Genomic DNA, 24,816 nt, shown 5'->3' on the forward strand with positions numbered 1-24,816 from the left:
GCGGCCGGGGACGTCCGGCGACGGGTCACCCCGCAGCGCACGCCCCTCCCCGGGGGCGTACGCGGATGCTCTTACGCCCCAGAGCGTGACCAGCGGAGGGCGGGCGCGTTGGTCAAGAAAGAGTTGACCACAACCGGCCGCCCGCGCGGCCCGGTTCCCTTCAACGCCGGTTCGAGAGGCTTCTTCATGGCCGACCACGCAACCCACGACGCCCAGGCCCGGGCCAGCCTGCACCTGCTGGTGCGGGACATCGAGCGGGTCCGCCGGCAGGTGGACGCACTGCGCACGCTCACCGCCCAGCTGGGGAACGTCTACCGCCCGCGCCGCTCCGGTCCCTCCACGGGCTTCGTCGTCTACGGACGCGCCCCCGCCCCGACGGTCCGTCTCGCGCAGGAGCTGCGGGACAGTGTCGAGACCCTGGTCACGGCCGCCGTGGACTTCGACCGCTCGCTGGGCTTCTCGTGGGACGCCGTGGGCTCGGCCCTCGGCGTCACCAAGCAGGCCGTCCACCGCCGTTACGGCGCGCGCCGCGCCGCGGCCCAGGCGGCCGCCGAGACCGAGCGGGCCCCGGAGCCGACGAACAACCACGCCGTCAACGTCGGCGGCTCGATCCCCGCGGTGCCGACGGTCCCCGCGGCGCGCTCCATGCCGACCCAGCCGACGGCGGGCAGCTCGTCCCTGCGCGAGGACGTCCGGCCGACGCCCTTTCCCGGCCCCCGCCACGGCTGACCACCCCCGCCTCGCCCTCCCGGGACGTCCGGGAGGGCGGCGGTGTCTCCGGCCCCGCGGGCCCGGGACCGGGAGCCGGGCACGCCGCCCCCGAAGCAGGGCGGGTCACCCGATGTCCGGCGGATCGATACGCACCCGGACGGCGTCGGCGCCGCCGCGTGCCGTCCGGGCCGCCTGTGCGGCCTTCAGTGCGGCGGCCAGCGCGGCTCCGCTGCCGGGCGGCACCCGGACCAGCGCCCGGTCCCAGTGCTCGCCGGGCGGCGGCTCCCCCGACCGGCGGGGCCGCCCGGGCGGTGTGACCGGGAACGGCACGGGACCGAGCACCTCGGCCTCGGGAGGCAGCCGGGCCGCGCGGAGGAACTCCGCGACCGCCTCCGGCGGGCCCGACACGGCCGCCATCCGGGAGACCGGCGGGAAACCCAGTTCGGCCCGCTCGGCCAGCTCCCGCACCGCGTGCCCCACGGGGTCCCAGCGCACCAGCGCCTGCACCGGCCGCAGCGTCGGCTCGGCGACGACGACCACGGTCCCGCCCGCCTCCTGCGGCCGGACGAGCGCGGCGGCGCCGATCCACCGCCGCAGCGCGTCCTCGCCGGAGCGCAGGTCGGGTCGGCCGAGCATGGCCCAGCCGTCCAGCAGCAGGGCCGCCGCGTAGCCGCCCTCGGCGACCGGTTCGGCGCCGGGGGTGCTCACCACCAGCGCGGGCGTCCCCGGCACCGTGTCGAGCACGTGCTCGCGTCCCGACGTCCGTACCGGTACGGCGGGGAAGGCGCGCCCCAGCTCCTCCGCGGTCCGCCGGGCCCCGACGACCTGGGCCCGCAGCCGGAAGGAGCCGCACTCCGGACAGTGCCAGGCCGGCTCCTCGCGCCCGCACCAGTCGCAGCGCGGCACTCCGGCGTCCTGCCCCTGCAGGGGGCCCGCGCAGTGCCGGCAGCGCGCGGGCGCGCGGCACTGCGCGCAGGCCATCCGCGGCACGTACCCCCGCCGGGGCACCTGCACCAGGACGGGCCCGTGCCGCAGCCCCTCCCGGGCCGCCTGCCAGGCGAGCGAGGGAAGCCGGGCGGCCCGGGCGGCCTCGTCGCGAGCGAGGTCCCCGTCCCCCACGGTCCGGACGAGCGGGGCGGCCCGCCGCACCTGCTCCCGCGCGGCCACGACGGGCCGGGCCCAGCCGCTCTCCACCAGCTGCGCGGCCTCCACGGTGCAGCTCCAACCACCCAGCAGAAAAGCGCACTTGTCCTGCGCCGCGCGCAGCAGCAGCACCTCGCGGGCGTGCGGCTGCGGCGCGTGCTGCTCGCTGTGGCTGTCGTCCCCGTCGTCCCAGAGCGCGACGAGCCCGAGGTCGCGCACCGGCGCGAACATGGCCGCCCGGGTCCCGACGACGGCCCGGACGGAGCCCCGGGAGACCGCGAGCCACTGGCGGTACCGCTTCTCGGGCCCCGCGTCGGCGGTGAGCAGTACATGCAGGCCCTCGCCCAGCAGGGCGGTCAGCGCGGCGTCCACCCGGGCGGCGGCCCTCCCGTCCGGTACGACGACCAGTGCGCCGCGCCCGGAGGCGAGGGTCGCGGCGACGGCCCGGGCCAGCTCATCGCTCCACTGGGGGCCGGGCAGCGCGTTCCACACCGCGCGCGGCGTGCCGCCCGCGGCCAGCGCCGCCAGGAACGCGGCTCCCCGCTCGTAGAGCGCCCAGGGGCCCGGCTCGGGCGCGGCGGGGGGCGGCAGCGGGGCGGGCGAGGGCCGCCGCTCGGCGCGCGCGCTGCGCGGCGGCACGGCGAGCTGCAGCACGTCGGCGAGGCTGCCCGCGTACCGGTCGGCGACGGCGCGCGCCAGGCCCAGCAGCTCCGGGCCGAGCACGGGCTCGGGCGAGACGACCTGGGCGAGGGCGGCGAGGGGGCCGGAGTAGTCGGACTCGGCGCGCCGCTCGATCAGGAACCCGTCGATGAGGCCGCCGCCCTCGCGTCGCCCGTCCCGGACCCGGTGCCGTCCGGCCCCGAACCGCACGCGCACCCGCACGCCGGGCTGTGCGTCGGCGTCCAGCTCCGCGGGCACGGCGTAGTCGAAGGAGCGGTCGAGGTGGAGCACGCCCTTGTCGACCAGCACCCGGGCCACGGGCAGCTCCCCGGCGAGCGCGGCGCCGCGCCAGGTACGGGGCTTGGCGCGGGGCTCCTTGGCCTTGCGCACGCTCTCCCGGATGAGCGCAAGCTGCTCCGGCGGGGCCTGACCGGCCTCGCCGTCACCCGGCCCGTTCTCGCTGCTCACGCTTGCATTCTTACCAAACGGGACCGACAACCGGGGGCGCCGGACAGGGCCGAGGCCCGGCCCCCGAAGGGAACCGGGCCTCGTGTGCCTCTCACGCACCCCTGGGCACCGCGGCCCCCGGGGTGAGAACGGCGACTAGACGCCCACCGCTGCGCGCAGGGCGTCCACGCGGTCGGTGCGCTCCCAGGTGAAGTCCGGCAGCTCACGGCCGAAGTGCCCGTAGGCCGCGGTCTCGGCGTAGATCGGGCGCAGCAGGTCCAGGGCGCGGATGATGGCGGCCGGACGGAGGTCGAAGACCTCCTCGATCGCCTTCTCGATCTTCTCGGTCTCGACCTTGTTGGTGCCGAAGGTCTCCACGAACAGGCCCACCGGCTCGGCCTTGCCGATCGCGTAGGCGACCTGGACCTCGCAGCGGGCGGCCAGACCCGCCGCCACGACGTTCTTCGCGACCCAGCGCATCGCGTACGCCGCCGAGCGGTCCACCTTGGACGGGTCCTTGCCGGAGAAGGCGCCGCCGCCGTGCCGGGCCATGCCGCCGTAGGTGTCGATGATGATCTTGCGGCCGGTCAGGCCGGCGTCACCCATCGGGCCGCCGATCTCGAAACGGCCGGTCGGGTTCACCAGCAGACGGTAGCCCTCGGTGTCCAGCTTGATGCCGTCCTCCAGGAGCGCCTTCAGCTCCGCCTCCACGACGAACTCGCGGATGTCGGGGGCCAGCAGGGACTCCAGGTCGATGTCGGACGCGTGCTGCGAGGAGACCACGACGGTGTCCAGGCGGACCGCCTTGTCGCCGTCGTACTCGATGGTGACCTGCGTCTTGCCGTCCGGGCGCAGGTAGGGGATCGTGCCGTTCTTGCGCACGTCCGACAGCCGCTTCGACAGGCGGTGCGCCAGGAAGATCGGCAGCGGCATCAGCGTCGGCGTCTCGTCCGTCGCGTACCCGAACATCAGGCCCTGGTCGCCCGCGCCCTGCCGGTCCAGCTCGTCGTCGTCGCCCTCGACCCGGGACTCGTAGGCGGTGTCGACGCCCTGCGCGATGTCCGGGGACTGCGAGCCGATCGACACCGACACGCCGCAGGAGGCGCCGTCGAAGCCCTTCTTGGAGGAGTCGTAGCCGATCTCGAGGACCTTGTTGCGGACCAGGGTCGCGATGTCCGCGTAGGCCTTGGTCGTGACCTCGCCGGCCACGTGCACCAGGCCGGTGGTGATCAGCGTCTCCACGGCGACCCGGGAGGTCGGGTCCTCCCGCAGAAGCGCGTCGAGGATGGTGTCGCTGATCTGGTCAGCGATCTTGTCGGGGTGACCTTCGGTCACGGACTCCGAGGTGAACAGGCGACGGGACACAACGCTCCCTGGGGTTGCAGCGGCTGCTGGCTGATCATGGGCGGACGGCGCGGGGCTGCGCCCGGTCGTCCGAGAACAGTTTATCGGTCGCTCTCCGCCACCGGCCTACCCGTCTCGTCTCTCGGGAACGCTGTGACCTGCGGCACGGGCATTCTGCCCAATGCCCGGTGGGCTTGGCCAGAGTCGCCACGCACCGAAGTCCGGGCTCGAGCGATCGTCGAGACGAATGAAACATTCAGCCGAGCCGGGCCGTCACCAGGTCCCACACGGTTTCGGCCAGGGCCTCCTTCGGCCCGTACGGCACCGGGGTCTCGGCGCCGTCGGCAGCCAGCACCACGGCCTCGTTCTCCTCCGAGCCGAAGGTCTTGCGCTCGCCCACCTCGTTCACCACGAGCAGGTCGCAGCCCTTGCGTGCCAGTTTCGTCCGCCCGTTGGCGAGGACGTCGTCGGTCTCCGCGGCGAAGCCCACGATCACCTGTCCGGGCCGCGCCCGGTCGGCCGACACCTCCGCGAGGATGTCCGGATTCCGCACCAGAGCGATGGGTTCCGGTTCCTGGTCGTCCTTCTTCTTGATCTTCCCGGCCGCGTACGCCACGGGACGGAAGTCCGCGACCGCGGCGGCCATGACCACCGCGTCGGCGTCGGCGGCCGCCTTCAGCACCGCCTCGCGCATCTGTACGGCCGTCCCCACCTGGACGACGTCGACGCCCGCCGGGTCCGGCAGGCCGGTGTTCGCGGCGATCAGGGTGACGCGGGCGCCCCGGGCCGCCGCGGTCCGCGCCAGGGCGTAGCCCTGCTTGCCGGAGGAGCGGTTGCCGAGGAAGCGGACGGGGTCGAGGGGTTCGCGGGTGCCGCCGGCGCTGACCACGACGTGCCGCCCCTTCAGGTCGGGCTCGGTGACCCCGCGGGCGAGGACCCGGCGGCAGACCTCGAAGATCTCGGCCGGGTCGGGCAGCCGGCCCTTGCCGGTGTCGACGCCCGTCAGCCGGCCGACGGCCGGCTCGACGACGACGGCGCCCCGGCCGCGCAGGGTCGCCACGTTCTCCTGGGTGGCCGGGTGCTCCCACATCTCGGTGTGCATGGCCGGGGCGAAGACCACCGGGCAGCGGGCGGTGAGCAGGGTGTTGGTCAGCAGGTCGTCCGCGAGGCCGTGGGCCGCCTTCGCCAGCATGTCGGCCGTGGCCGGGGCGACGACGACCAGGTCGGCGTGCTGCCCGATGCGGACGTGCGGCACCTCGTGCACGTCGTCCCAGACCTCGGTGGAGACGGGGTTGCCCGACAGTGCCGACCAGGTGGCGGCGCCGACGAAGTGGAGCGCGGAGGCCGTGGGGACCACGCGGACGTCGTGGCCCGACTCCGTGAGTCTGCGCAGCAGCTCACAGGCCTTGTAGGCGGCGATGCCGCCGCTGACCCCCAGAACGACCTTGGGCTTGTCCACCGTCTCTCCCGGACTCGGCTCGCGTGCGCCAGGGACGGGCGCACGGGTCTATGACACACCACAGGCCCGGCAGTCGCGCTGCCGGGCCTGTGGACAAAACCGCTGCGGTCTGCGGATACGACCATCCGCACACGACCTACTGCGCCGGGCCCTCGATGGCCTCGGACGTCAGCAGACCCGCGTTGATCTCGCGCAGGGCGATGGAGAGCGGCTTCTCGTGGACGTGCGTGTCGACGAGCGGACCGACGTACTCCAGGAGGCCCTCGCCGAGCTGCGAGTAGTACGCGTTGATCTGGCGGGCCCGCTTGGCCGCGTAGATCACGAGGCTGTACTTCGAGTCGGTGGCCTCGAGGAGCTCGTCGATCGGCGGGTTGATGATGCCCTCGGGCGCGGAGATGGAAGAGGACACGCTCTACCTTCCGATGGATGGGAAAGAATCAGTCAGTGCGACCGTCACGATCACACAACGTCCATCAAGGCTAGCAGCTCGCGCGCCACGTCCTCGACGGAGGTGTTGACCAGGGTCTCGTCGAACTCCGGCTCGGCCGCCAGCTCGATCTTCGCGGCCGCCAGGCGGCGTTCGATCACCTCGGGCGGCTCGGTGCCCCGGCCGGTGAGCCGGCGCACCAGCTCCTCCCAGGAGGGGGGAGCCAGGAACACGAGCCGGCCCTCGGGCATGGACTCGCGGACCTGCCGCGCGCCCTGGAGGTCGATCTCGAGGAGGACCGGCACCCCGGACTCCAGGTGCTCCAGCACGGCGGCGCGCGGCGTGCCGTAGCGGTTGCCGGCGAACTCGGCCCACTCCAGCAGCTCGCCGTTGGCGATCAGCTTGTCCATCTCGTCGTCGGTGACGAAGAAGTAGTGGACTCCGTGCTGCTCGCCGGGGCGGGGCTTGCGGGTCGTCGCCGACACCGAGAGCCAGACCTCGGGGTGCTTCTTGCGCATATGAGCGACGACCGTGCTCTTGCCGACCCCTGAGGGGCCGGAGAGCACGGTCAGTCGCGGACGTGCGTCCGGGGGCTCGGGGGTCGTCCCCCGGGGTGTTACAGCCATGCAGCGATTATTCCAGCAATCCCGGGGTGCCCGGGACTCAGGATCCGGTGCTGCCGAACTCGCGCTCCAGGGAGGCGATCTGGTTGGAACCGAGGCCGCGCACGCGGCGGCTCTCGGAGATGCCGAGCCGCTCCATGATCTGCTTGGCGCGGACCTTGCCCACGCCCGGCAGGGACTCGAGCAGGGCGGAAACCTTCATCTTGCCGATGACGTCGTTTTCCTGGCCCTGCTTGATGACCTCGTGCAGCGAGGCGCCGGAGTGCTTGAGTCGATTCTTGACCTCGGCCCGCTCCCGGCGAGCCGCGGCGGCCTTTTCGAGCGCGGCTGCGCGCTGTTCAGGGGTAAGGGGCGGAAGAGCCACGCCTACGTCACCTCGGATGTCGAACTGTCGGATACGGACCGGTGAGGAACCTAGTCGCCCCACACCTGGGGAGCCGCGAGCAACACGCTTGCCCGCTCTCCCCCACTGCCTGGGAGGGCGTGGGAGGCGCCCCCACTCGACGGAGACTAGCGGTCAAGTCCGCCAGAGTCAGCGAGAACAGCGGAAAAGTCCTGGTCAGCCTCCGTCAGGGCGGACATTTAGGACATACTGCCCTGGATTTGAGCATGTATCCAGACTCGAGCGGCCCCCGGCCCCTTCCCCGGAGACTCAGCCGGTGGCCACCGCGGCCCTGATCTCCTGCGCGAATCGTTCCGCCGCGCCGCGCAGCGCGACGACGTCGGGACCGTGACGAAGAACACCTCGGCTGACGTTCGGCACGACGTTGCGCACCGCGGACCCGAACACCCGCGGGAGATCGGCCGGGGTGGCGCCCTGGGCGCCGATCCCGGGCGCGAGGAGCGGCCCGTGGATGCCGAGGTCGTACGAGGACAGGTCGCCGAGCGTGGCGCCCACGACCGCGCCGAAGGACCCCAGGGGCTCCTCCCCCGCGTTCTCCGCGGCGAGGTGGGCGAGCATCGTCGCCCCCACGCTCCGGCCGTCGGACCGCACGGCGTGCTGGACCTCGCCGCCCTCCGGGTTGGAGGTCAGCGCCAGCACGAACAGGCCCGTGCCGCTCTCCCGGGCCAGCTCGACCGCGGGCCGCAGCGAACCGTAGCCGAGGTAGGGCGAGACGGTCAGCGCGTCGGAGAACAGCGGGGCGTCCTTGCGCAGGAAGGACTCGGCGTAGGCGGCCATGGTGGAGCCGATGTCGCCGCGCTTGGCGTCCATCAGGACCAGCGCGCCGGCCGCCCGCGCCTCCTCCACCGACTTCTCCAGGACGGCCAGGCCCCGGGAGCCGAAGCGCTCGAAGAAGGCGATCTGCGGCTTCAGGACGGCGACCCGGTCGGCCAGGGCCTCGACCACGGTGCGGCTGAACCGCTCCAGGCCGGCCACGTCGTCGTTCAGTCCCCACTCGGTGAGCAGGGAGGCGTGCGGGTCGATGCCGACGCACAGCGGGCCGCGTTCGTCCATGGCGCGGCGCAGGCGTGCGCCGAAGGGGTCCAGCGGGCTCATGCCGTCTTCTCCGTCTTCCTGACGTCGGCGCCGACCGCGTCGGCGAGGGTGGCGTACGGGCTGGTGCGCAGGAGGGCGGCGAGCCCCTTGTGGATGGCCCGGCCCCAGAAGGGCCCCTGGTAGACGAAGGCGCTGTAGCCCTGGATCAGGGTGGCGCCGGCCAGGATGCGCTGCCAGGCGTCCTCGGCGTCCTCGATGCCGCCCACGCCGACGAGCGTGATGCGGTCCCCCACGCGCGCGTAGAGACGGCGCAGGACCTGGAGGGAGCGCGCCTTCAGCGGCGCTCCGGACAGACCGCCGGTCTCCTTCACCAGCGCCGGGTCGGACCTCAGACCGAGGCCCTCGCGCGCGATGGTGGTGTTGGTGGCGATGATGCCGTCCAGGCCCAGTTCCACCGCGAGGTCGGCGACCGCGTCGACGTCCTCGTCGGCCAGGTCGGGCGCGATCTTCACCAGCAGCGGCACCCTGCGGCCGGGCACCACGCGGTCGGCGGCCTCGCGCACCGCGCTCAGCAGCGGGCGCAGGGCCTCGGTGGCCTGGAGGTTGCGCAGGCCCGGCGTGTTCGGGGAGGAGACGTTGACGACCAGGTAGTCGGCGTGCGGGGCCAGCCGCTCGGCCGACTTCACGTAGTCGCCGACCGCCTCCTCCTCCGGGACGACCTTGGTCTTGCCGATGTTGACGCCCACGACGGTCCGGAAGACGGGCGTGCGCGAGGCCAGGCGCGCGGCGACGGCGAGGGAGCCCTCGTTGTTGAAGCCCATGCGGTTGATCAGCGCCCGGTCCGCGACCAGGCGGAACAGCCGCTTCCTGGGGTTGCCGGGCTGCGGCTCGCCGGTCACGGTGCCGATCTCGACGTGGTCGAAGCCGAGCATGGCCATGCTGTCGATGCCGACCGCGTTCTTGTCGAAGCCGGCGGCGAGCCCGAACGGCCCGTGCATCCGCAGCCCGAGGGCCTCGGTGCGCAGTTCCTTGTACCGGGGCGCCAGGACGGCCGCGGCGAACGTGCGCAGCACCGGGATCCGGGCGGCCAGGCGGATCCAGCCGAAGGCCAGGTGGTGGGCCGCTTCGGGGTCCATCCGCCGGAAGAGCAAACGGAAGAAGAGCTGGTACATGTGGGTGTCCTCGTGGAGAGCCTCATGAAGGGGACTCATGAAGAGGGGGACACCGTTTCCGGTGTCCCCCTCGGGGCTGCTAGTCGCGGGCCGCGGTCAGGAATTCCGCGTGTTCCTGGAGGGAGCGCACGCCGACGTCGCCGTGGTTGAGGGCGTCGATGCCCTGGACCGCTGCGGCGAGCGCCTGGACCGTCGTCAGGCAGGGCACGGAGCGCGCCACCGCCGCCGTACGGATCTCGTAGCCGTCGAGGCGGCCGCCGGTGCCGTACGGGGTGTTGACGATCAGGTCGACCTCGCCGTCGTGGATCAGCTGGACGATGGTCCGCTCTCCGTTCGGGCCGGTGCCCTCGGACTGCTTGCGCACGACCGTGGCGTTGATGCCGTTGCGCTTGAGGACCTCGGCGGTGCCGGAGGTGGCGAGCAGCTCGAAGCCGTGGGCGACCAGTTCGCGGGCCGGGAAGATCATCGAGCGCTTGTCCCGGTTGGCGACCGAGATGAAGGCGCGGCCCTTGGTGGGCAGCGGGCCGTACGCCCCCGCCTGCGACTTGGCGTACGCCGTGCCGAAGACGGAGTCGATGCCCATGACCTCGCCGGTGGAGCGCATCTCCGGGCCGAGGACCGTGTCGACGCCGCGCCCCTGGATGTCCCGGAAGCGGGACCACGGCATGACCGCCTCCTTGACGGAGATCGGCGCGTCCATCGGCATGGTGCCGCCGTCGCCGTTCCTCGGCAGCAGGCCCTCCTCGCGCAGCTCGGCGACGGTGGCGCCCAGCGAGATCCGGGCGGCGGCCTTCGCCAGCGGCACCGCGGTCGCCTTCGAGGTGAAGGGGACGGTGCGGGAGGCGCGCGGGTTGGCCTCCAGGACGTAGAGGATGTCGCCGGCCAGCGCGAACTGGATGTTGATCAGGCCGCGCACGCCGACGCCCTTGGCGATGCCCTCGGTGGAGGCGCGCAGGCGCTTGATGTCAAACCCGCCGAGCGTGATCGGCGGCAGCGCGCACGCCGAGTCGCCGGAGTGGATGCCGGCCTCCTCGATGTGCTCCATCACGCCGCCGAGGTAGAGCTCCTCGCCGTCGTAGAGCGCGTCGACGTCGATCTCTATGGCGTCGTCGAGGAACCGGTCGACGAGCACGGGCCGCGAGGGGCTGATCTCGGTCGACTCGGCGATGTACGACTCCAGGCGGGCCTCGTCGTACACGATCTCCATGCCGCGCCCGCCGAGGACGTACGACGGCCGCACGAGGACCGGGTAGCCGATCTCGTCGGCGATGTCCTTGGCCTGGGCGAAGGTGGTGGCGGTGCCGTGCTTGGGGGCGGGCAGGCCCGCCTCCGCCAGGACCCGGCCGAAGGCGCCGCGGTCCTCGGCGGCGTGGATCGCCTCGGGGGACGTGCCGACGATCGGCACCCCGTTGTCCTTGAGCGCCTGCGCGAGGCCCAGCGGGGTCTGGCCGCCGAGCTGGACCACGACGCCGGCGATCGGGCCGGCCTGCTGCTCCGCGTGGACGATCTCCAGCACGTCCTCCAGCGTGAGCGGCTCGAAGTACAGCCGGTCGGAGGTGTCGTAGTCGGTGGAGACGGTCTCCGGGTTGCAGTTGACCATCACGGTCTCGTACCCGGCGTCGGAGAGCGCGAAGGAGGCGTGGACGCAGGAGTAGTCGAACTCGATGCCCTGGCCGATGCGGTTCGGGCCGGAGCCCAGGATGATCACCGCGGGCTTCTCGCGGGAGGCGACCTCCGTCTCCTCGTCGTAGGAGGAGTAGAAGTACGGCGTCCGCGCGGCGAACTCGGCGGCGCAGGTGTCGACCGTCTTGTAGACCGGGCGGATGCCGAGCGCGTGCCGGACCTCGCGGACGACGTCCTCGCGCAGGCCGCGGATCTCGCCGATCTGCTGGTCGGAGAAGCCGTGCCGCTTGGCCTCGGCGAGCAGGTCGGCGGTGAGCTCGGGGGCCCCGGCCAGCTCGTCCGCGATCTCCTTGATCAGGAAGAGCTGGTCGACGAACCACGGGTCGATCTTCGTGAAGTCGAAGACCTCCTCCGGGGTGGCGCCGGCGCGGATGGCCCGCATGACCGTGTTGATCCGGCCGTCGGTCGGGCGCACGGCCTCGCGCAGCAGCTCGTCCTTGTCCCCGGCCTCGCCGACGAAGGTGAACTGGCTGCCCTTCTTCTCCAGCGAGCGCATCGCCTTCTGGAAGGCCTCGGTGAAGTTGCGGCCGATGGCCATGGCCTCGCCGACCGACTTCATGGTCGTGGTCAGCGTGGAGTCGGCCTGCGGGAACTTCTCGAAGGCGAAACGCGGGGCCTTCACGACCACGTAGTCGAGGGTCGGCTCGAAGGAGGCCGGGGTCTCGCGCGTGATGTCGTTCGGGATCTCGTCGAGGGTGTAGCCGACGGCGAGCTTGGCGGCGATCTTGGCGATCGGGAAGCCGGTCGCCTTGGACGCGAGAGCCGAGGAGCGCGACACCCGCGGGTTCATCTCGATGACGATGACCCGGCCGTCCTCGGGGTTCACCGCGAACTGGATGTTGCAGCCGCCGGTGTCGACGCCGACCTCGCGGATGACCGCGATGCCGATGTCGCGCAGTACCTGGTACTCGCGGTCGGTCAGCGTCATCGCCGGGGCGACGGTGATCGAGTCGCCGGTGTGCACGCCCATCGGGTCGAAGTTCTCGATGGAGCAGACGACCACGACGTTGTCGTGCTTGTCGCGCATCAGCTCCAGCTCGTACTCCTTCCAGCCGAGGATGGACTCCTCCAGGAGCACCTCGGTGGTCGGGGAGAGCGTCAGGCCCTGGCCGGCGATGCGGCGCAGCTCGTCCTCGTCGTGGGCGAAGCCGGAGCCGGCGCCGCCCATGGTGAAGGACGGGCGGACGACGACCGGGTAGCCGCCGAGCTCGTCGACGCCGGCCAGCACCTCGTCCATGGTGTGGCAGATCACGGAGCGGGCGGACTCGCCGTGACCGATCTTGCGCCGGACGGCCTCCACGACCTCCTTGAACTGGTCGCGGTCCTCGCCCTTGTGGATGGCCTCGACGTTGGCGCCGATCAGCTCGACGCCGTACTTCTCCAGGACGCCGTTCTCGTGCAGCGAGATCGCCGTGTTGAGGGCCGTCTGGCCGCCCAGGGTGGGCAGCAGGGCGTCGGGGCGCTCCTTGGCGATGATCTTCTCGACGAAGTCCGGGGTGATCGGCTCGACGTAGGTGGCGTCGGCGATCTCCGGGTCGGTCATGATCGTCGCCGGGTTGGAGTTGACCAGGACGACCCTCAGGCCCTCGGCCCGCAGGACGCGGCACGCCTGGGTGCCGGAGTAGTCGAACTCGGCGGCCTGGCCGATCACGATCGGGCCGGAGCCGATGACCAGGACGGACTGGATATCGGTGCGCTTAGGCACGCTGGCCCTCCATCAGGGAGACGAAGCGGTCGAACAGGTAGGCGGCGTCGTGCGGGCCCGCCGCCGCTTCGGGGTGGTACTGGACGCTGAAGGCCGGCCGGTCGAGGAGCTGGAGGCCCTCCACCACGTTGTCGTTCAGGCAGACGTGGGAGACCTCGGCGCGGCCGAAGGGGGTGTCGGAGACCCGGTCGGTCGGGGCGTCGACGGCGAAGCCGTGGTTGTGCGCGGTGACCTCGACCTTGCCGGTCGTACGGTCCTGCACCGGCTGGTTGATGCCGCGGTGGCCGTACTTCAGCTTGTAGGTGCCGAAGCCCAGCGCGCGGCCCAGGATCTGGTTGCCGAAGCAGATGCCGAAGAGCGGCGTGCCGCGCTCCAGGACACCTCGCATGACGGAGACGGGGTGGTCGGCGGTGGCCGGGTCGCCCGGCCCGTTGGAGAAGAACACGCCGTCGGGGGCGACCGCGTACACGTCCTCGACCGTGGCCGTGGCGGGCAGCACGTGCACCTCGATGCCGCGTTCGGCCATGCGGTGAGGGGTCATGCCCTTGATGCCGAGGTCGATCGCGGCGACGGTGTACTTCTTCTCGCCGATCGCGGGGACGACGTAGGCCTCTTTGGTGGCCACCTCCGCGGACAGGTCGGCGCCCACCATCTCGGGCGCCTGCCGGACGCGGGCCAGCAGCGCGGCGTCGTCGGCGATCGCGTCGCCGCTGAAGATGCCGACGCGCATGGCGCCGCGCTCGCGCAGGTGGCGGGTGAGGGCGCGGGTGTCGACGCCGCTGATGCCGACCACGTTCTGCGCGGCGAGCTCCTCGTCGAGGGAGCGCACGGAGCGCCAGTTGGACGGCACGCGCGCGGGGTCGCGCACGACGTAGCCGGAGACCCAGATCCGCTGCGACTCGGGGTCCTCGTCGTTGACGCCGGTGTTGCCGACGTGCGGGGCGGTCATCACGACGACCTGGCGGTGGTACGAGGGGTCGGTGAGGGTCTCCTGGTAGCCGGTCATGCCGGTGGAGAACACGGCCTCGCCGAACGTCTCCCCCACGGCCCCGTAGGCACGGCCGCGGAAGACCCGGCCGTCCTCCAGGACGAGTACGGCGGGAACCCTCTGTCCGGTTCCCCTGGTGGAGGTGGTCATCGTTCGGCGCCTTCCGTGGTGTTCGTCTCGGTCATGGAGTTGAGTGCGGCGACCCACTCGGTGTGCTCGGCCGCGCGGTCCGAGCGGAACCCGGAGTCGATCAGCCGCTCGCCGTGCGCCCAGGTCACCACCAGCAGGCCGCCCTCGGTGAGGACCTTGCCGGCGATGCCCTTGTCGAGCCGGGCCCCGCGCAGCCGCTCCGCCGGGACGAAGAAGTCCGTCGCCCCGGGGCGTACGACGTCCAGGCCCGCGTCCGTCAGCGTGAGCTCGGCCCGGCTCCGGGTGCCCAGGCCGCGCGCCACGATGCGGTCAAGCCACTGACCGGCGGTGGTGGAGCCGTGGTAGCGCCCGCTCATGGTCAGTCTGGCCTCGCCGGGCTCCTCCGGCGCGCTGGGCAGCTCCGGCAGGTCGCCCTGGAGAGTGCCGCGCCATTTCCAGCCCTCGCGCATCAGCCAGTAGACGAGGGCGACGAAGAGGACCAGACCGACGAGCCAGCCGAGCCGTGCGGCCCAGTCGGTGACCGCGGCCGACTTCCTTTCGGCGGCGAGCCCGGCTGCGAGCAGAGGTGCAGGTGTCACGTGAGCTTCCCGTCGACGAGCGTGGCCTTGCCCCGGAGCCACGTGTGGGTGACACGGCCCGGCAGCTCGCGTCCCTCGTACGGGGTGTTGCGGCTGCGCGAGGCGAAGCCCGCGGGGTCCACCCGCCCACGGTATGCCGTGTCGACGAGCGTGAGGTTGGCGGGCTCACCTGCCGAGACGGGGCGGCCGTGGCCGGCGGCCCGGCCGATCCGGGCGGGCTCGAAGGACATGCGGTCGGCGACGCCCGCCCAGTCCAGCAGGCCGGTGTCGACCATGGTCTCCTGGACCACCGACAGGGCGGTCTCCAGGCCGACCATGCCCATGGCGGCCGCGGCCCACTCGCAGTCCTTGTCCTCGTGCGGGTGCGGGGCGTGGTCGGTGGCGACGATGTCGATCGTGCCGTCGGCGAGCGCCTCGCGCAGGGCGTGCACGTCGCGCTCGGTGCGCAGCGGCGGGTTGACCTTGTAGACCGGGTCGTAGGTGCGCACCAGTTCGTCGGTGAGCAGCAGGTGGTGCGGGGTGACCTCGGCGGTGACGTCGATGCCGCGGGACTTGGCCCAGCGGACGATCTCGACGGACCCGGCGGTCGACAGGTGGCAGATGTGGACCCGGGAGCCGACGTGCTCGGCGAGCAGGACGTCGCGGGCGATGATCGACTCCTCGGCGACGGCGGGCCAGCCGCCGAGGCCCAGTTCGGCGGAGACGACGCCCTCGTTCATCTGGGCGCCCTCGGTCAGCCGCGGCTCCTGCGCGTGCTGGGCGACGACGCCGCCGAAGGCCTTCACGTACTCCAGCGCCCGGCGCATGATCACCGCGTCGTCGACGCACTTGCCGTCGTCGGAGAAGACGGTGACCCCGGCGGCCGACTCGTGCATGGCGCCGAGTTCGGCGAGCTTCCTGCCCTCCAGGCCGACGGTGACGGCGCCGATGGGCTGCACGTCGCAGTAGCCGTGCTCGCGGCCCAGCCGCCAGACCTGCTCGACGACGCCGGCGGTGTCGGCGACCGGGAAGGTGTTGGCCATGGCGAACACGGCGGTGTAGCCGCCGGAGGCGGCCGCGCGGGTACCGGTCAGGACGGTCTCGGAGTCCTCGCGGCCGGGCTCGCGCAGGTGGGTGTGCAGGTCGACCAGGCCGGGGAGGAGCACCTTGCCGTCCGCCTCGACGACCTCGGCGCCCTCGGCGCTCAGACCGGTTCCGACCTCGGCGATCGTCTCACCGTCGATCAGGACGTCCTGCGGGTCGCCGCCGAGCACCTTCGCACCACGGATCAGGATCTTGCTCATCGTCGTTACTTCTCCTCGGTGACGCGGGTGTGGGTGACGGCGGGTTCGTTGCCTCCGAGCAGCAGGTACAGCACGGCCATCCGGATGGAGACGCCGTTGGTGACCTGCTCGACGGCGGTGCAGCGCTCGGAGTCGGCGACCTCGGCGGTGATCTCCATGCCGCGGACCATCGGGCCGGGGTGCATCACGACGGCGTGCTCGGGCAGTTTCGCCATGCGGTCGCCGTCGAGGCCGTAGCGCCGCGAGTACTCGCGCTCGGTCGGGAAGAAGGCGGCGTTCATGCGCTCGCGCTGGACGCGCAGCATCATCACCGCGTCGGACTTGGGAAGCGTGCTGTCGAGGTCGTACGACACCTCGCAGGGCCAGGTCTCGACACCGACGGGGACCAGGGTGGGCGGGGCGACCAGGGTGACCTCGGCGCCGAGGGTGTGCAGCAGGTCGACGTCGGAGCGGGCGACCCGGCTGTGCAGGATGTCGCCGACGATGGTGATCCGCTTGCCGGACAGGTCCTGGCCGATCCCGGCGTCCCGGCCGACCAGGCGGCGGCGCATGGTGAAGGCGTCCAGCAGGGCCTGGGTGGGGTGCTGGTGGGTGCCGTCGCCGGCGTTGATGACGGCGGCGTCGATCCACCCGGAGTTGGCGAGGCGGTACGGGGCTCCGGAGGCGCCGTGCCGGATGACGACGGCGTCGACGCCCATGGCCTCCAGGGTCTGGGCGGTGTCCTTCAGGGACTCGCCCTTGGACACGCTGGAGCCCTTGGCGGTGAAGTTGATGACGTCCGCGGACAGCCGCTTCTCGGCGGCCTCGAAGGAGATCCGGGTCCGGGTGGAGTCCTCGAAGAAGAGGTTGACGACGGTGCGGCCGCGCAGGGTCGGCAGTTTCTTGATCGGCCGGTCGGCGACCCGGGCCATCTCCTCGGCGGTGTCGAGGATCAGGACGGCGTCGTCGCGGGTGAGGTCGGCGGCCGAGATGAGATGACGCTGCATCTGTCAGGCTCCGTAAGGCAGTTCATTCGGGAGGATTCGGGCACGCGGGCGCGCGGCGGGGCGCAGCCGCGGGGCGTACGGCGGTGACGTACGCCGGGGCGCTATCGCTGCCGCTCGCCCGGGGCGTCCGGCGTGGCGCCGAGCAGCACGGTGTCGCGGCCGTCCTCCTCGGCGAGCTGGACCTTGACCGTCTCCCGCAGCGACGTGGGGAGGTTCTTGCCGACGTAGTCGGCGCGGATGGGCAGTTCGCGGTGGCCGCGGTCGACGAGGACCGCGAGCTGCACCGCGCGGGGGCGCCCGATGTCGTTCAGGGCGTCCAGGGCGGCGCGGATGGTGCGCCCGGAGAAGAGCACGTCGTCGACGAGGACGACCAGCCGGCCGTCGATGCCGTCACCGGGGATCTCGGTGCGGGCCAGCGCGCGCGGCGGGTGCATGCGCAGGTCGTCGCGGTACATGGTGATGTCGAGCGAGCCGCAGGGGACCTTGCGCTCGGTGATCTGCTCGAGCTTGGCGGCGAGCCGCTGGGCGAGGAAGACGCCCCGGGTCGGAATGCCGAGGAGCACCACGTCGTCGGCGCCCTTGGCGCGCTCGACGATCTCGTGGGCGATGCGGGTCAGCACCCGCGCGATGTCGGGCCCTTCGAGGACGGGCCTCGCATCGGACGCTTGCATGTGAGCGTTCGTGTCCATACGAAACGGACCTCCTTCTCCGCCTCACGGGACGGACCTTAAAGGACGTCGGATTTGCGCCACCAACGGTAGCAGGCCCGGGAGAGTGCCCTGATCACCCCCCTGGCCCTGCCGGACTCCACCGGAACGGAAGAGGCGGCCGGACCGTTCGGCTTGACGCGGCAGAGTAACGCTGCGTAACCTCACAGTGAGTTACCAGCCGCGCGGCCTGGAAGCCAAGCCAGTCGCGTCGACACAGTGTCCGGGGAGCCATATGTCCAGCGAATACGCCAAACAGCTCGGGGCCAAGCTCCGGGCGATCCGCACCCAGCAGGGCCTTTCCCTCCACGGTGTCGAGGAGAAGAGCCAGGGACGCTGGAAGGCGGTCGTGGTCGGTTCTTACGAGCGCGGCGACCGCGCCGTGACCGTGCAGCGCCTCGCCGAGCTGGCGGACTTCTACGGGGTCCCCGTGCAGGAGCTGCTGCCGGGCACCACCCCGGGCGGCGCCGCCGAGCCTCCGCCGAAGCTGGTCCTGGACCTGGAGCGGCTCTCCACGGTGCCGGCCGAGAAGGCGGGCCCGCTACAGCGCTACGCGGCGACGATCCAGTCCCAGCGCGGTGACTACAACGGCAAGGTGCTCTCGATCCGCCAGGACGACCTGCGCACACTCGCCGTCATCTACGACCAGTCGCCCTCGGTCCTCACCGAGCAGCTGATCAGCTGGGGCGTGCTGGACGCGGACGCGCGCCGCGCCGTGGCGTCCCACGAGGAGGGCTGAGCCGCAGGGACCGCCGCAGAAACGTGCCGCCGGGGTGGCCGGAACTTCATGGTTCCGGCCACCCCGGCGGCGTTCTGCGGCCCTGCCCGGGGCTCGGGGCACGGGAACACACACGCCTGAGGGCCCGCAGCGTCACCACTGCGGGCCCTCCGGCACGTCCGGCGCCTTCTCGCGCCCCGCTTCTCACGCCTCGCGGCGCAGCGAGGGCTTGAGGTCCTTCAGGCGGCCGAGCAGCCCGTTGACGAAGGAGGGCGACTCGTCCGTGGAGAACTCCTTCGCGAGCTGCACCATCTCGTCCAGCACGACGGCGTCCGGGGTCTCGTCGACCCAGATCAGCTCGTACGCGCCGAGGCGGAGCAGGTTGCGGTCGACGACCGGCATCCGGTCCAGCGTCCAGCCGACCGCGTACTGCGCGATCAGCTCGTCGATCCGGGTCGCGTGCTCGGCGTACCCCTCGACCAGCTGCATCGTGTACTCGCTCACCGGCGGCTGGCGGGTGTCGGAGCGGGAGTGCCGGATCCAGTCCGCGAGCACGGTCAGGACGTCGGTGCCGCGCTGGTCGCCCTCGAAGAGGATCTGGAAGGCGCGCTTGCGGGCCGTGTTGCGGGCAGCCACGGTTAGCTGTTCACCCGGCCGAGGTAGTCGCTCGTACGGGTGTCGACCTTGATCTTCTCACCGGTGGTGATGAAGAGCGGGACCTGGATCTGGTGGCCGGTCTCCAGCGTGGCGGGCTTGGTGCCGCCGGTGGAGCGGTCGCCCTGGACGCCCGGCTCGGTCTCGGCGATGGTCAGCTCGACGGCGGCCGGCAGCTCCACGAAGAGCACCTCGCCCTCGTGCTGGGCGACGGTCGCGGTGAAGCCCTCGACCAGGAAGTTCGCGGCGTCGCCCACGGCCTTCCGGTCGATGTGCAGCTGGTCGTAGGTCTCCATGTCCATGAACACGAAGTACTCGCCGTCCATGTAGGAGAACTGCATGTCGCGCTTGTCGACGGTGGCCGTTTCGACCTTGACGCCGGCGTTGAAGGTCTTGTCGACCACCTTGCCGGACAGCACGTTCTTGAGCTTGGTGCGCACGAAGGCGGGGCCCTTGCCGGGCTTGACGTGCTGGAACTCGACGACGGACCAGAGCTGGCCGCCTTCGAGCTTGAGCACCATGCCGTTCTTGAGGTCGTTCGTGGAAGCCACGGTTGCGGAATCTCCTGGACTGACGTACGACCCGGGGGCAGGCGCACAGCGCGAGGCTAGAGCGCGAGCAGCTCCTTGGTCGTGATGGTGAGTAGCTCGGGTCCGCCGTCCGCCTCGGGGCGTACGACGAGCGTGTCATCGATCCGGACACCGCCCCGGCCCGGGAGGTGGACCCCCGGTTCGACGGTGACCGGCACGCAAGCGTCCAGTTTACCCATGGCCGCGGGAGCCAACTGCGGGTCCTCGTCGAATTCGAGCCCGACACCGTGTCCCATGAGGGGCTGCAGGCCCTCGCCGTACCCGGCGCAGTCCAGGACCTGGCGTGCGGCGCGGTCGACGTCGCGGTAGCCGGCGCCGGGGGCCAGGGCCTCCCGGCCGGCGCGCTGGGCGGCGAAGACCAGGTCGTAGAGCTGGATCTGCCAGTCCGCGGGGGACGTGCCGATGACGAAGGTGCGGCCGATCTCGCAGCGGTAGCCGCGGTAGGCCGCGCCCAGGCACACGGAGAGGAAGTCGCCCTCCTCCACCCGCCGGTCGGTGGGCCGGTGGCCGCGGCGGCCGGAGTTCGGGCCGGTGGCGACGGAGGTCGGGAAGGCGGGGCCGTCCGCGCCGTGGTCGACGAGCCGCCGCTCCAGCTCCAGCGCGAGATGGCGCTCGGTGCGGCCGACGAGGATGGACTCCAGCAGCTCGCCGAGGGCCTGGTCGGCGATCTCCGCGCCGATCCTCAGGCAGGAGATCTCCTCCTCGTCCTTGACGACCCTGAGCTGTTCGACCGCGTGGCCCAGGTCGGCGAGACGGAGCCGGGGTGCCACCGAGGCGAGGGCGCGGTGCCGGGCCACGGTGAGGTGGTGCTCCTCGACGGCCAGGGAGTCGGCGCCCTGGCCCTCGGCGAGGTCGGCGGCGGCGACGGCCGCGTCGCCGCCCGGCCGGGACAGGACCTGCACCCGCAGCGCCTCGTCCGGCCGTCCCTCGTAGGGCCGGTCCTCCGGTGGGCTCGTGCACACCAGCAGGTCCTCGCGCTTTCCGAGGAGCAGGACGGCACTCCGCGGGGCGGCGCCCGCGAGGTACCGCACATTGGCGGGACGAGTCACCAACGCCGCCGCGCTGCCGCCCGCGTTGCAGCGCTCCCGTAGCCGGGTCCGGCGGGCCGCGTACACCTCTGACATGAACCGAGCGTAAGAGCGCGCGCCGGATGTCGCCGGTCGGGAGGGCCGAGTGGGCGGTCACGAGACGGCGCGCACCCGCCGGTAAGAGCGCCGGGGGTGGTCCTGTCGCAGGTGGGGGCGGCTGTGCCGACGCCGTCCGCACCTCCCGGCCCGCCACCCGTCCCGGCCTCCCGCCGGGACCGGTCAGGGCGCGGTCACCACTGCGGGGGGCTGGCGATGGCGCGGGACAGGACCTCGTCGAGGACCTGGGCCGTGGCCGGGACGTCGAGCTGGGAGTTGTCGATGATCGGCAGCCCCGAGCCGTACCAGCCGGCCATGCGGCCGTGGATCCGGGCGACCTCCTCGTCGGTGAGGCGGCGGTTGCCGGTGCGCTCGGCGTTCCGCTCCAGGACGACGTCCAGTCCGGGCAGGAGGACGACCGGGAGCAGTCCGGGACCGACGTGCCGCTTCCAGCCGCCGAGCCCGACGACCGGGCGGTCGGGGAAGACCGCGTCGTCGAGGATGCAGGAGATGCCGTTGGCGAGGAAGTTGCGCGCGGCGAAGCCGCAGGTGCGGCGGGCCAGGCGGTACTGCGCCTCGGAGTTGTCGTTCCAGCCGGACTGGGGGTCGGCGAAGCCCGAGCGGACCCATTCGCGTACGTCGTCGAGGCTGATGTGGGCGGTGGGGACCCGGCGGTGGTCCGCCCAGTACTTGGCCACGCTCGTCTTGCCCGCGCCCGCCGGTCCGATCAGCAGCACCGCGAGGGTGGTGCCGGACGGGTCGGGCACGGCCTGGGCGGGCGGGGCGCTCGGCATGGCGACCGGGCCGCCCGGGGGCAGCCGGAGGTGGCCGGTGGTGGCCGGGTCCGGGACCGACGGTCCGGAGACGGACTGCGGGGCCGCCGGCGGAACCGGGACGGGCTGCTGCGGCGGGACCGGAGCGGACTGCTGCGGCCCGGCGGGCGGGGCCGGGGCCGAAGCGGGTCGGGGCGCGGGCTGCGGCGGCACCGGCGGCTGGGGTGCGTGCGGCGCCGGGGCGGCGCCCGGGTAGCCCGGTGGCGGCGGGGGCACGGGGGCGGAGCCCTGGTGCGTGCCCGCGTGGTGCGGTCCCGGCTGGTGTGCGGCCGACGGCCGGCCGGCGGCCGGTCCGTGCCCCGGCTGGTGGGGCGGCGGCAGCGGATTCCCCACTGCGTGCTGCATCCGGTGCCACTCCGTCTCGTACAAGGCAATGAGCGCTGGCGGCGGGGCGAACCCGCCGTGCTACCGAACGGTACCGTCCCCGGCCGTCGCATGGTGAACGGCCGGGGGCGGCCCGAAGTGCCCGGCGCCCAAGGCGAAACGGACGGACCGGCGCGGGGCGGGACTTAACTCCCGACCTCGCCGTACGCGGCGAGCAGCACCGCCGGGTCCGGCCCCTCCAGGACGGTCGGCTTGGCGAGGCCGTCGAGGACGATGAAGCGCAGCAGGTCGCCGCGGGACTTCTTGTCCACCTTCATGGTCTCCAGCAGCTTGGGCCACTGGTCGTAGCGGTAGTGCAGCGGCAGCCCGACGGACTCCAGGACGGTGCGGTGACGGTCGGCGGTGGCATCGTCCAACCGGCCCGCGAGACGGCCGAGTTCGGCGGCGAAGTGCATGCCGACCGCCACGGCCGCGCCGTGCCGCCACTTGTAGCGCTCGTTCTTCTCGATGGCGTGGCCGAGGGTGTGCCCGTAGTTGAGGATCTCCCTGAGGCCCGACTCCTTGAGGTCCGCGGAGACGACGTCCGTCTTGACCCTGATGGAGCGTTCGATCAGCTCGGCGGTGTGCGGGCCGGCCGGGGTGCGCGCCGCCTCCGGGTCGGACTCGATGAGGTCGAGGATCACCGGGTCGGCGATGAAGCCGGCCTTGATGACCTCCGCGAGACCGGAGACGTAGTCGTTGACCGGGAGCGAGTCGAGGGCCGCCAGGTCGCACAGCACGCCGGCCGGCGGGTGGAAGGCGCCCACCAGGTTCTTGCCCTCGGCGGTGTTGATGCCGGTCTTGCCGCCGACCGCCGCGTCCACCATGGCGAGCACGGTGGTCGGAACGGCGATCCAGCGCACCCCGCGCAGCCAGGTCGCGGCCACGAAACCGGCGAGGTCGGTGGTGGCGCCGCCGCCCACGCCGACGATGACGTCGGTACGGGTGAAGCCGGACTGGCCGAGCGCCTTCCAACAGTAGGCCGCGACCTCGGCGGTCTTGGCCTCCTCGGCGTTCGGCACCTGGATGGCGACGGCCTGGTAGCCCTGCGCGGCCAGGTCGGCGCGGAGCGCGTCGCCGGTCTCGGCGAGCGCCTCGGGGTGGATCACCGCGACGCGCTTGGCCTTCGGTCCGACCAACCCGCCGAGTTCGCCGAGGAGTTGCCGGCCGACCAGCACCTCGTACGGGTCGGTGCCCGCCGTGCCGGCCACCTGAATCCTTGTCACCTGGTCTGCCACGACGTCCTCCGGCCGGGGATCCGGGGTGTGCGCCCCGGGGAATGCGGTCTTCAACTCCAGTGCGTCCAGGGCGGCCCGGGTGACCTCCTCGGGCGTACGCCCGTCGGTGGGCACGACCGCCGTGGCGACCTCTTCGTAGAGGTGCCGGCGGGCCTCCATCAGCTCGCGCCACTGCTTGCGCGGGTTGACGGCGAGCAGCGGGCGGGCCGCGTTGAGGCCCGTACGCCTGACCGCTTCCTCGACGTCCATCGACAGGTAGACCACGCGGTGGCCGGCCAGCAGCGCCCGGGTGTCCGCGTCGAGGATCGCGCCGCCGCCGAGGGCCAGGACGCCGTCGTGCCCGGCGAGCGCCGCGTGCACGGCGCGCTTCTCGACGGCGCGGAAGACCGGCTCGCCCTCGTCGACGAAGATCTCCGCGATGGTCCGGCCCTCGGCGGCGACGATGTCGTCGTCGGTGTCCCGGTAGCGGACGCCGAGGTGCTCGGCGAGCATCCGGCCGACGGTGGACTTGCCCACGCCCATCGGCCCGACCAGGACGACCAGGGGCGCGCTCATCGGACGGGGAGGTGGTCGAGGTACGAGCGGACGTTGCGCCGGGTCTCGGCCACGCTGTCGCCGCCGAACTTCTCCGCGACGGCGTCCGCGAGGACGAGCGCGACCATGGCCTCCGCGACGATGCCGGCCGCGGGGACCGCGCACACGTCCGAGCGCTGGTGGTGGGCCTGCGCCGGCTCGCCGGTGCTGACGTCCACGGTCCGCAGCGCCCGCGGCACGGTGGCGATCGGCTTCATGGCGGCGCGCACGCGCAGCAGCTCGCCGGTGGTCAGGCCGCCCTCGGTGCCGCCGGAGCGGCCGGTGGCCCGCCGGATGCCCTCGTCCGTGGTGACGATCTCGTCGTGCGCCTTGGAGCCGGGCACCCGGGCCAGCTCGAAGCCGTCGCCGACCTCGACGCCCTTGATGGCCTGGATGCCCATGAGGGCGGCGGCCAGGCGCGCGTCCAGGCGGCGGTCCCAGTGCACGTGCGAGCCGAGGCCGACCGGGACGCCGTAGGCCAGGACCTCGACGACCCCGCCGAGGGTGTCGCCGTCCTTGTGGGCCTGGTCGATCTCGGCGACCATCGCCTTCGAGGCGTCGGCGTCCAGGCAGCGCACCGGGTCGGCGTCCAGGCGCTCGACGTCGGCCGGGGTCGGGTGGACCCCGTAGGGCGCCTTGGCCGCGGCCAGCTCGACGACGTGGGAGACGATCTCGATGCCGGCCGTCTCCTTCAGGTACGACCGGGCCACCGCGCCGAGCGCGACCCGCGCGGCCGTCTCACGGGCGGAGGCGCGCTCCAGGATCGGACGGGCCTCGTCGAAGCCGTACTTCTGCATACCGGCCAGGTCGGCGTGGCCGGGGCGGGGCCGGGTCAGCGGGGCGTTGCGCGCGAGCTCGGCCAGCTCCGCCGGGTCGACCGGGTCGGCGGCCATGACCTTGTCCCACTTGGGCCACTCGGTGTTGCCCACCATGACGGCGACCGGGGAGCCGAGGGTGAGGCCGTGCCGGACGCCGCCGAGGAAGGTGACCTCGTCCCGCTCGAACTTCATCCGCGCACCGCGGCCGTAGCCGAGCCGCCGCCGCGCGAGGTGGTCCGCCACCATCTCCGTGGTGATCGGCACGCCGGCGGGAAGGCCCTCCAGCGTCGCGACGAGTGCGGGACCGTGGGACTCCCCCGCGGTCAGCCAACGCAGCCTGCTCAACGGTGCTCCTCAGTGCTCGCGCCCTGGTACTGCTGCGTACGCGTGTCCTCGCGTAC

General features: G+C 72.6%; 22 protein-coding genes. 2 read left to right on the top strand and 20 right to left on the bottom strand.

The features are described 5' to 3' along the window. Positions 1-186 precede the first annotated feature (186 nt). Positions 187-729 (top strand): hypothetical protein, encoded by a 543-nt coding sequence (locus ACIPM1_RS13405; protein ID WP_402433199.1) that lies wholly within the window; start codon positions 187-189, stop codon positions 727-729. Between the two features lie 105 nt (positions 730-834). On the opposite strand, the gene ACIPM1_RS13410 is transcribed toward ACIPM1_RS13405, so the two are convergent. The 14 genes from ACIPM1_RS13410 to pyrR form a co-directional block, all read right to left on the bottom strand. After that, complete coding sequence (locus ACIPM1_RS13410; protein WP_402433202.1) at positions 835-2,982, bottom strand: primosomal protein N'; 2,148 nt, start codon at positions 2,980-2,982, stop codon at positions 835-837. A gap of 135 nt (positions 2,983-3,117) precedes the next feature. Beyond that, complete coding sequence (gene metK / locus ACIPM1_RS13415) at positions 3,118-4,326, bottom strand: methionine adenosyltransferase (RefSeq protein ID WP_402433205.1); 1,209 nt, start codon at positions 4,324-4,326, stop codon at positions 3,118-3,120. A gap of 235 nt (positions 4,327-4,561) precedes the next feature. Continuing rightward, positions 4,562-5,764, bottom strand: coding sequence for a bifunctional phosphopantothenoylcysteine decarboxylase/phosphopantothenate--cysteine ligase CoaBC (gene coaBC / locus ACIPM1_RS13420; protein WP_402433208.1), 1,203 nt, complete (start codon positions 5,762-5,764; stop codon positions 4,562-4,564). A 136-nt stretch (positions 5,765-5,900) separates the two neighbouring features. Further along, a complete protein-coding gene (rpoZ, locus tag ACIPM1_RS13425) occupies positions 5,901-6,173 on the bottom strand; it encodes a DNA-directed RNA polymerase subunit omega (protein WP_003977348.1) in 273 nt (90 codons plus the stop codon). A 50-nt stretch (positions 6,174-6,223) separates the two neighbouring features. Then, on the bottom strand, positions 6,224-6,817 hold the full coding sequence (gene gmk, locus ACIPM1_RS13430) for a guanylate kinase (RefSeq protein WP_356185186.1): 594 nt from the start codon (positions 6,815-6,817) through the stop codon (positions 6,224-6,226). A 37-nt stretch (positions 6,818-6,854) separates the two neighbouring features. Further along, on the bottom strand, positions 6,855-7,178 hold the full coding sequence (locus tag ACIPM1_RS13435; protein WP_003977346.1) for an integration host factor: 324 nt from the start codon (positions 7,176-7,178) through the stop codon (positions 6,855-6,857). A 288-nt stretch (positions 7,179-7,466) separates the two neighbouring features. Beyond that, on the bottom strand, positions 7,467-8,312 hold the full coding sequence (pyrF, locus tag ACIPM1_RS13440; RefSeq protein ID WP_402433211.1) for an orotidine-5'-phosphate decarboxylase: 846 nt from the start codon (positions 8,310-8,312) through the stop codon (positions 7,467-7,469). Continuing rightward, positions 8,309-9,424, bottom strand: coding sequence for a quinone-dependent dihydroorotate dehydrogenase (locus ACIPM1_RS13445; RefSeq protein ID WP_402433986.1), 1,116 nt, complete (start codon positions 9,422-9,424; stop codon positions 8,309-8,311). The genes pyrF and ACIPM1_RS13445 overlap by 4 nt, the downstream gene beginning before the upstream one ends. 79 nt (positions 9,425-9,503) lie before the next feature. Further along, a complete protein-coding gene (gene carB, locus ACIPM1_RS13450; protein ID WP_402433214.1) occupies positions 9,504-12,812 on the bottom strand; it encodes a carbamoyl-phosphate synthase large subunit in 3,309 nt (1,102 codons plus the stop codon). Further along, positions 12,805-13,950, bottom strand: a complete 1,146-nt coding sequence (carA, locus tag ACIPM1_RS13455) for a glutamine-hydrolyzing carbamoyl-phosphate synthase small subunit (RefSeq protein ID WP_402433218.1) — start codon at positions 13,948-13,950, stop codon at positions 12,805-12,807. Before carA ends, carB begins: the two co-directional genes overlap by 8 nt. Beyond that, on the bottom strand, positions 13,947-14,528 hold the full coding sequence (locus ACIPM1_RS13460) for a hypothetical protein (protein ID WP_402433221.1): 582 nt from the start codon (positions 14,526-14,528) through the stop codon (positions 13,947-13,949). The genes carA and ACIPM1_RS13460 overlap by 4 nt, the downstream gene beginning before the upstream one ends. Next, positions 14,525-15,811, bottom strand: a complete 1,287-nt coding sequence (locus ACIPM1_RS13465; protein WP_356185199.1) for a dihydroorotase — start codon at positions 15,809-15,811, stop codon at positions 14,525-14,527. The genes ACIPM1_RS13460 and ACIPM1_RS13465 overlap by 4 nt, the downstream gene beginning before the upstream one ends. 5 nt (positions 15,812-15,816) lie before the next feature. Further along, positions 15,817-16,797 (bottom strand): aspartate carbamoyltransferase catalytic subunit, encoded by a 981-nt coding sequence (locus ACIPM1_RS13470; RefSeq protein ID WP_356185202.1) that lies wholly within the window; start codon positions 16,795-16,797, stop codon positions 15,817-15,819. 101 nt (positions 16,798-16,898) lie between these two features. Next, complete coding sequence (pyrR, locus tag ACIPM1_RS13475; protein WP_402433225.1) at positions 16,899-17,486, bottom strand: bifunctional pyr operon transcriptional regulator/uracil phosphoribosyltransferase PyrR; 588 nt, start codon at positions 17,484-17,486, stop codon at positions 16,899-16,901. Positions 17,487-17,739: 253 nt separating this feature from the next. Here pyrR and bldD point away from each other — a divergent pair, with 253 nt between their 5' ends. Beyond that, a complete protein-coding gene (bldD, locus tag ACIPM1_RS13480) occupies positions 17,740-18,243 on the top strand; it encodes a transcriptional regulator BldD (RefSeq protein ID WP_356185208.1) in 504 nt (167 codons plus the stop codon). Between the two features lie 183 nt (positions 18,244-18,426). Here bldD and nusB read toward each other — a convergent pair whose 3' ends face one another. The 6 genes from nusB to aroC all read right to left on the bottom strand — a co-directional run bounded on the left by nusB (position 18,427) and on the right by aroC (position 24,760). Beyond that, the gene (nusB, locus tag ACIPM1_RS13485; RefSeq protein ID WP_356185211.1) at positions 18,427-18,858 is read right to left on the bottom strand and encodes a transcription antitermination factor NusB; all 432 of its coding nucleotides are present in this window, start codon (positions 18,856-18,858) and stop codon (positions 18,427-18,429) included. 2 nt (positions 18,859-18,860) lie between these two features. Further along, positions 18,861-19,427, bottom strand: a complete 567-nt coding sequence (gene efp, locus ACIPM1_RS13490) for an elongation factor P (protein ID WP_014671526.1) — start codon at positions 19,425-19,427, stop codon at positions 18,861-18,863. A 56-nt stretch (positions 19,428-19,483) separates the two neighbouring features. Beyond that, complete coding sequence (locus tag ACIPM1_RS13495) at positions 19,484-20,590, bottom strand: aminopeptidase P family protein (protein ID WP_402433230.1); 1,107 nt, start codon at positions 20,588-20,590, stop codon at positions 19,484-19,486. Between the two features lie 194 nt (positions 20,591-20,784). Then, a complete protein-coding gene (locus ACIPM1_RS13500; protein WP_402433233.1) occupies positions 20,785-21,768 on the bottom strand; it encodes an AAA family ATPase in 984 nt (327 codons plus the stop codon). Positions 21,769-21,932: 164 nt separating this feature from the next. Further along, positions 21,933-23,579, bottom strand: coding sequence for a 3-dehydroquinate synthase (gene aroB, locus ACIPM1_RS13505; RefSeq protein ID WP_402433236.1), 1,647 nt, complete (start codon positions 23,577-23,579; stop codon positions 21,933-21,935). Further along, entirely contained in the window at positions 23,576-24,760 is a 1,185-nt protein-coding gene (aroC, locus tag ACIPM1_RS13510; protein ID WP_356185227.1) for a chorismate synthase, read from the bottom strand. The genes aroB and aroC overlap by 4 nt, the downstream gene beginning before the upstream one ends. Between the last annotated feature and the right edge of the window lie 56 nt (positions 24,761-24,816).

Origin of the sequence: Streptomyces sp. NPDC086766, from assembly GCF_044746005.1 — a bacterium.
GTDB lineage: Bacteria > Actinomycetota > Actinomycetes > Streptomycetales > Streptomycetaceae > Streptomyces.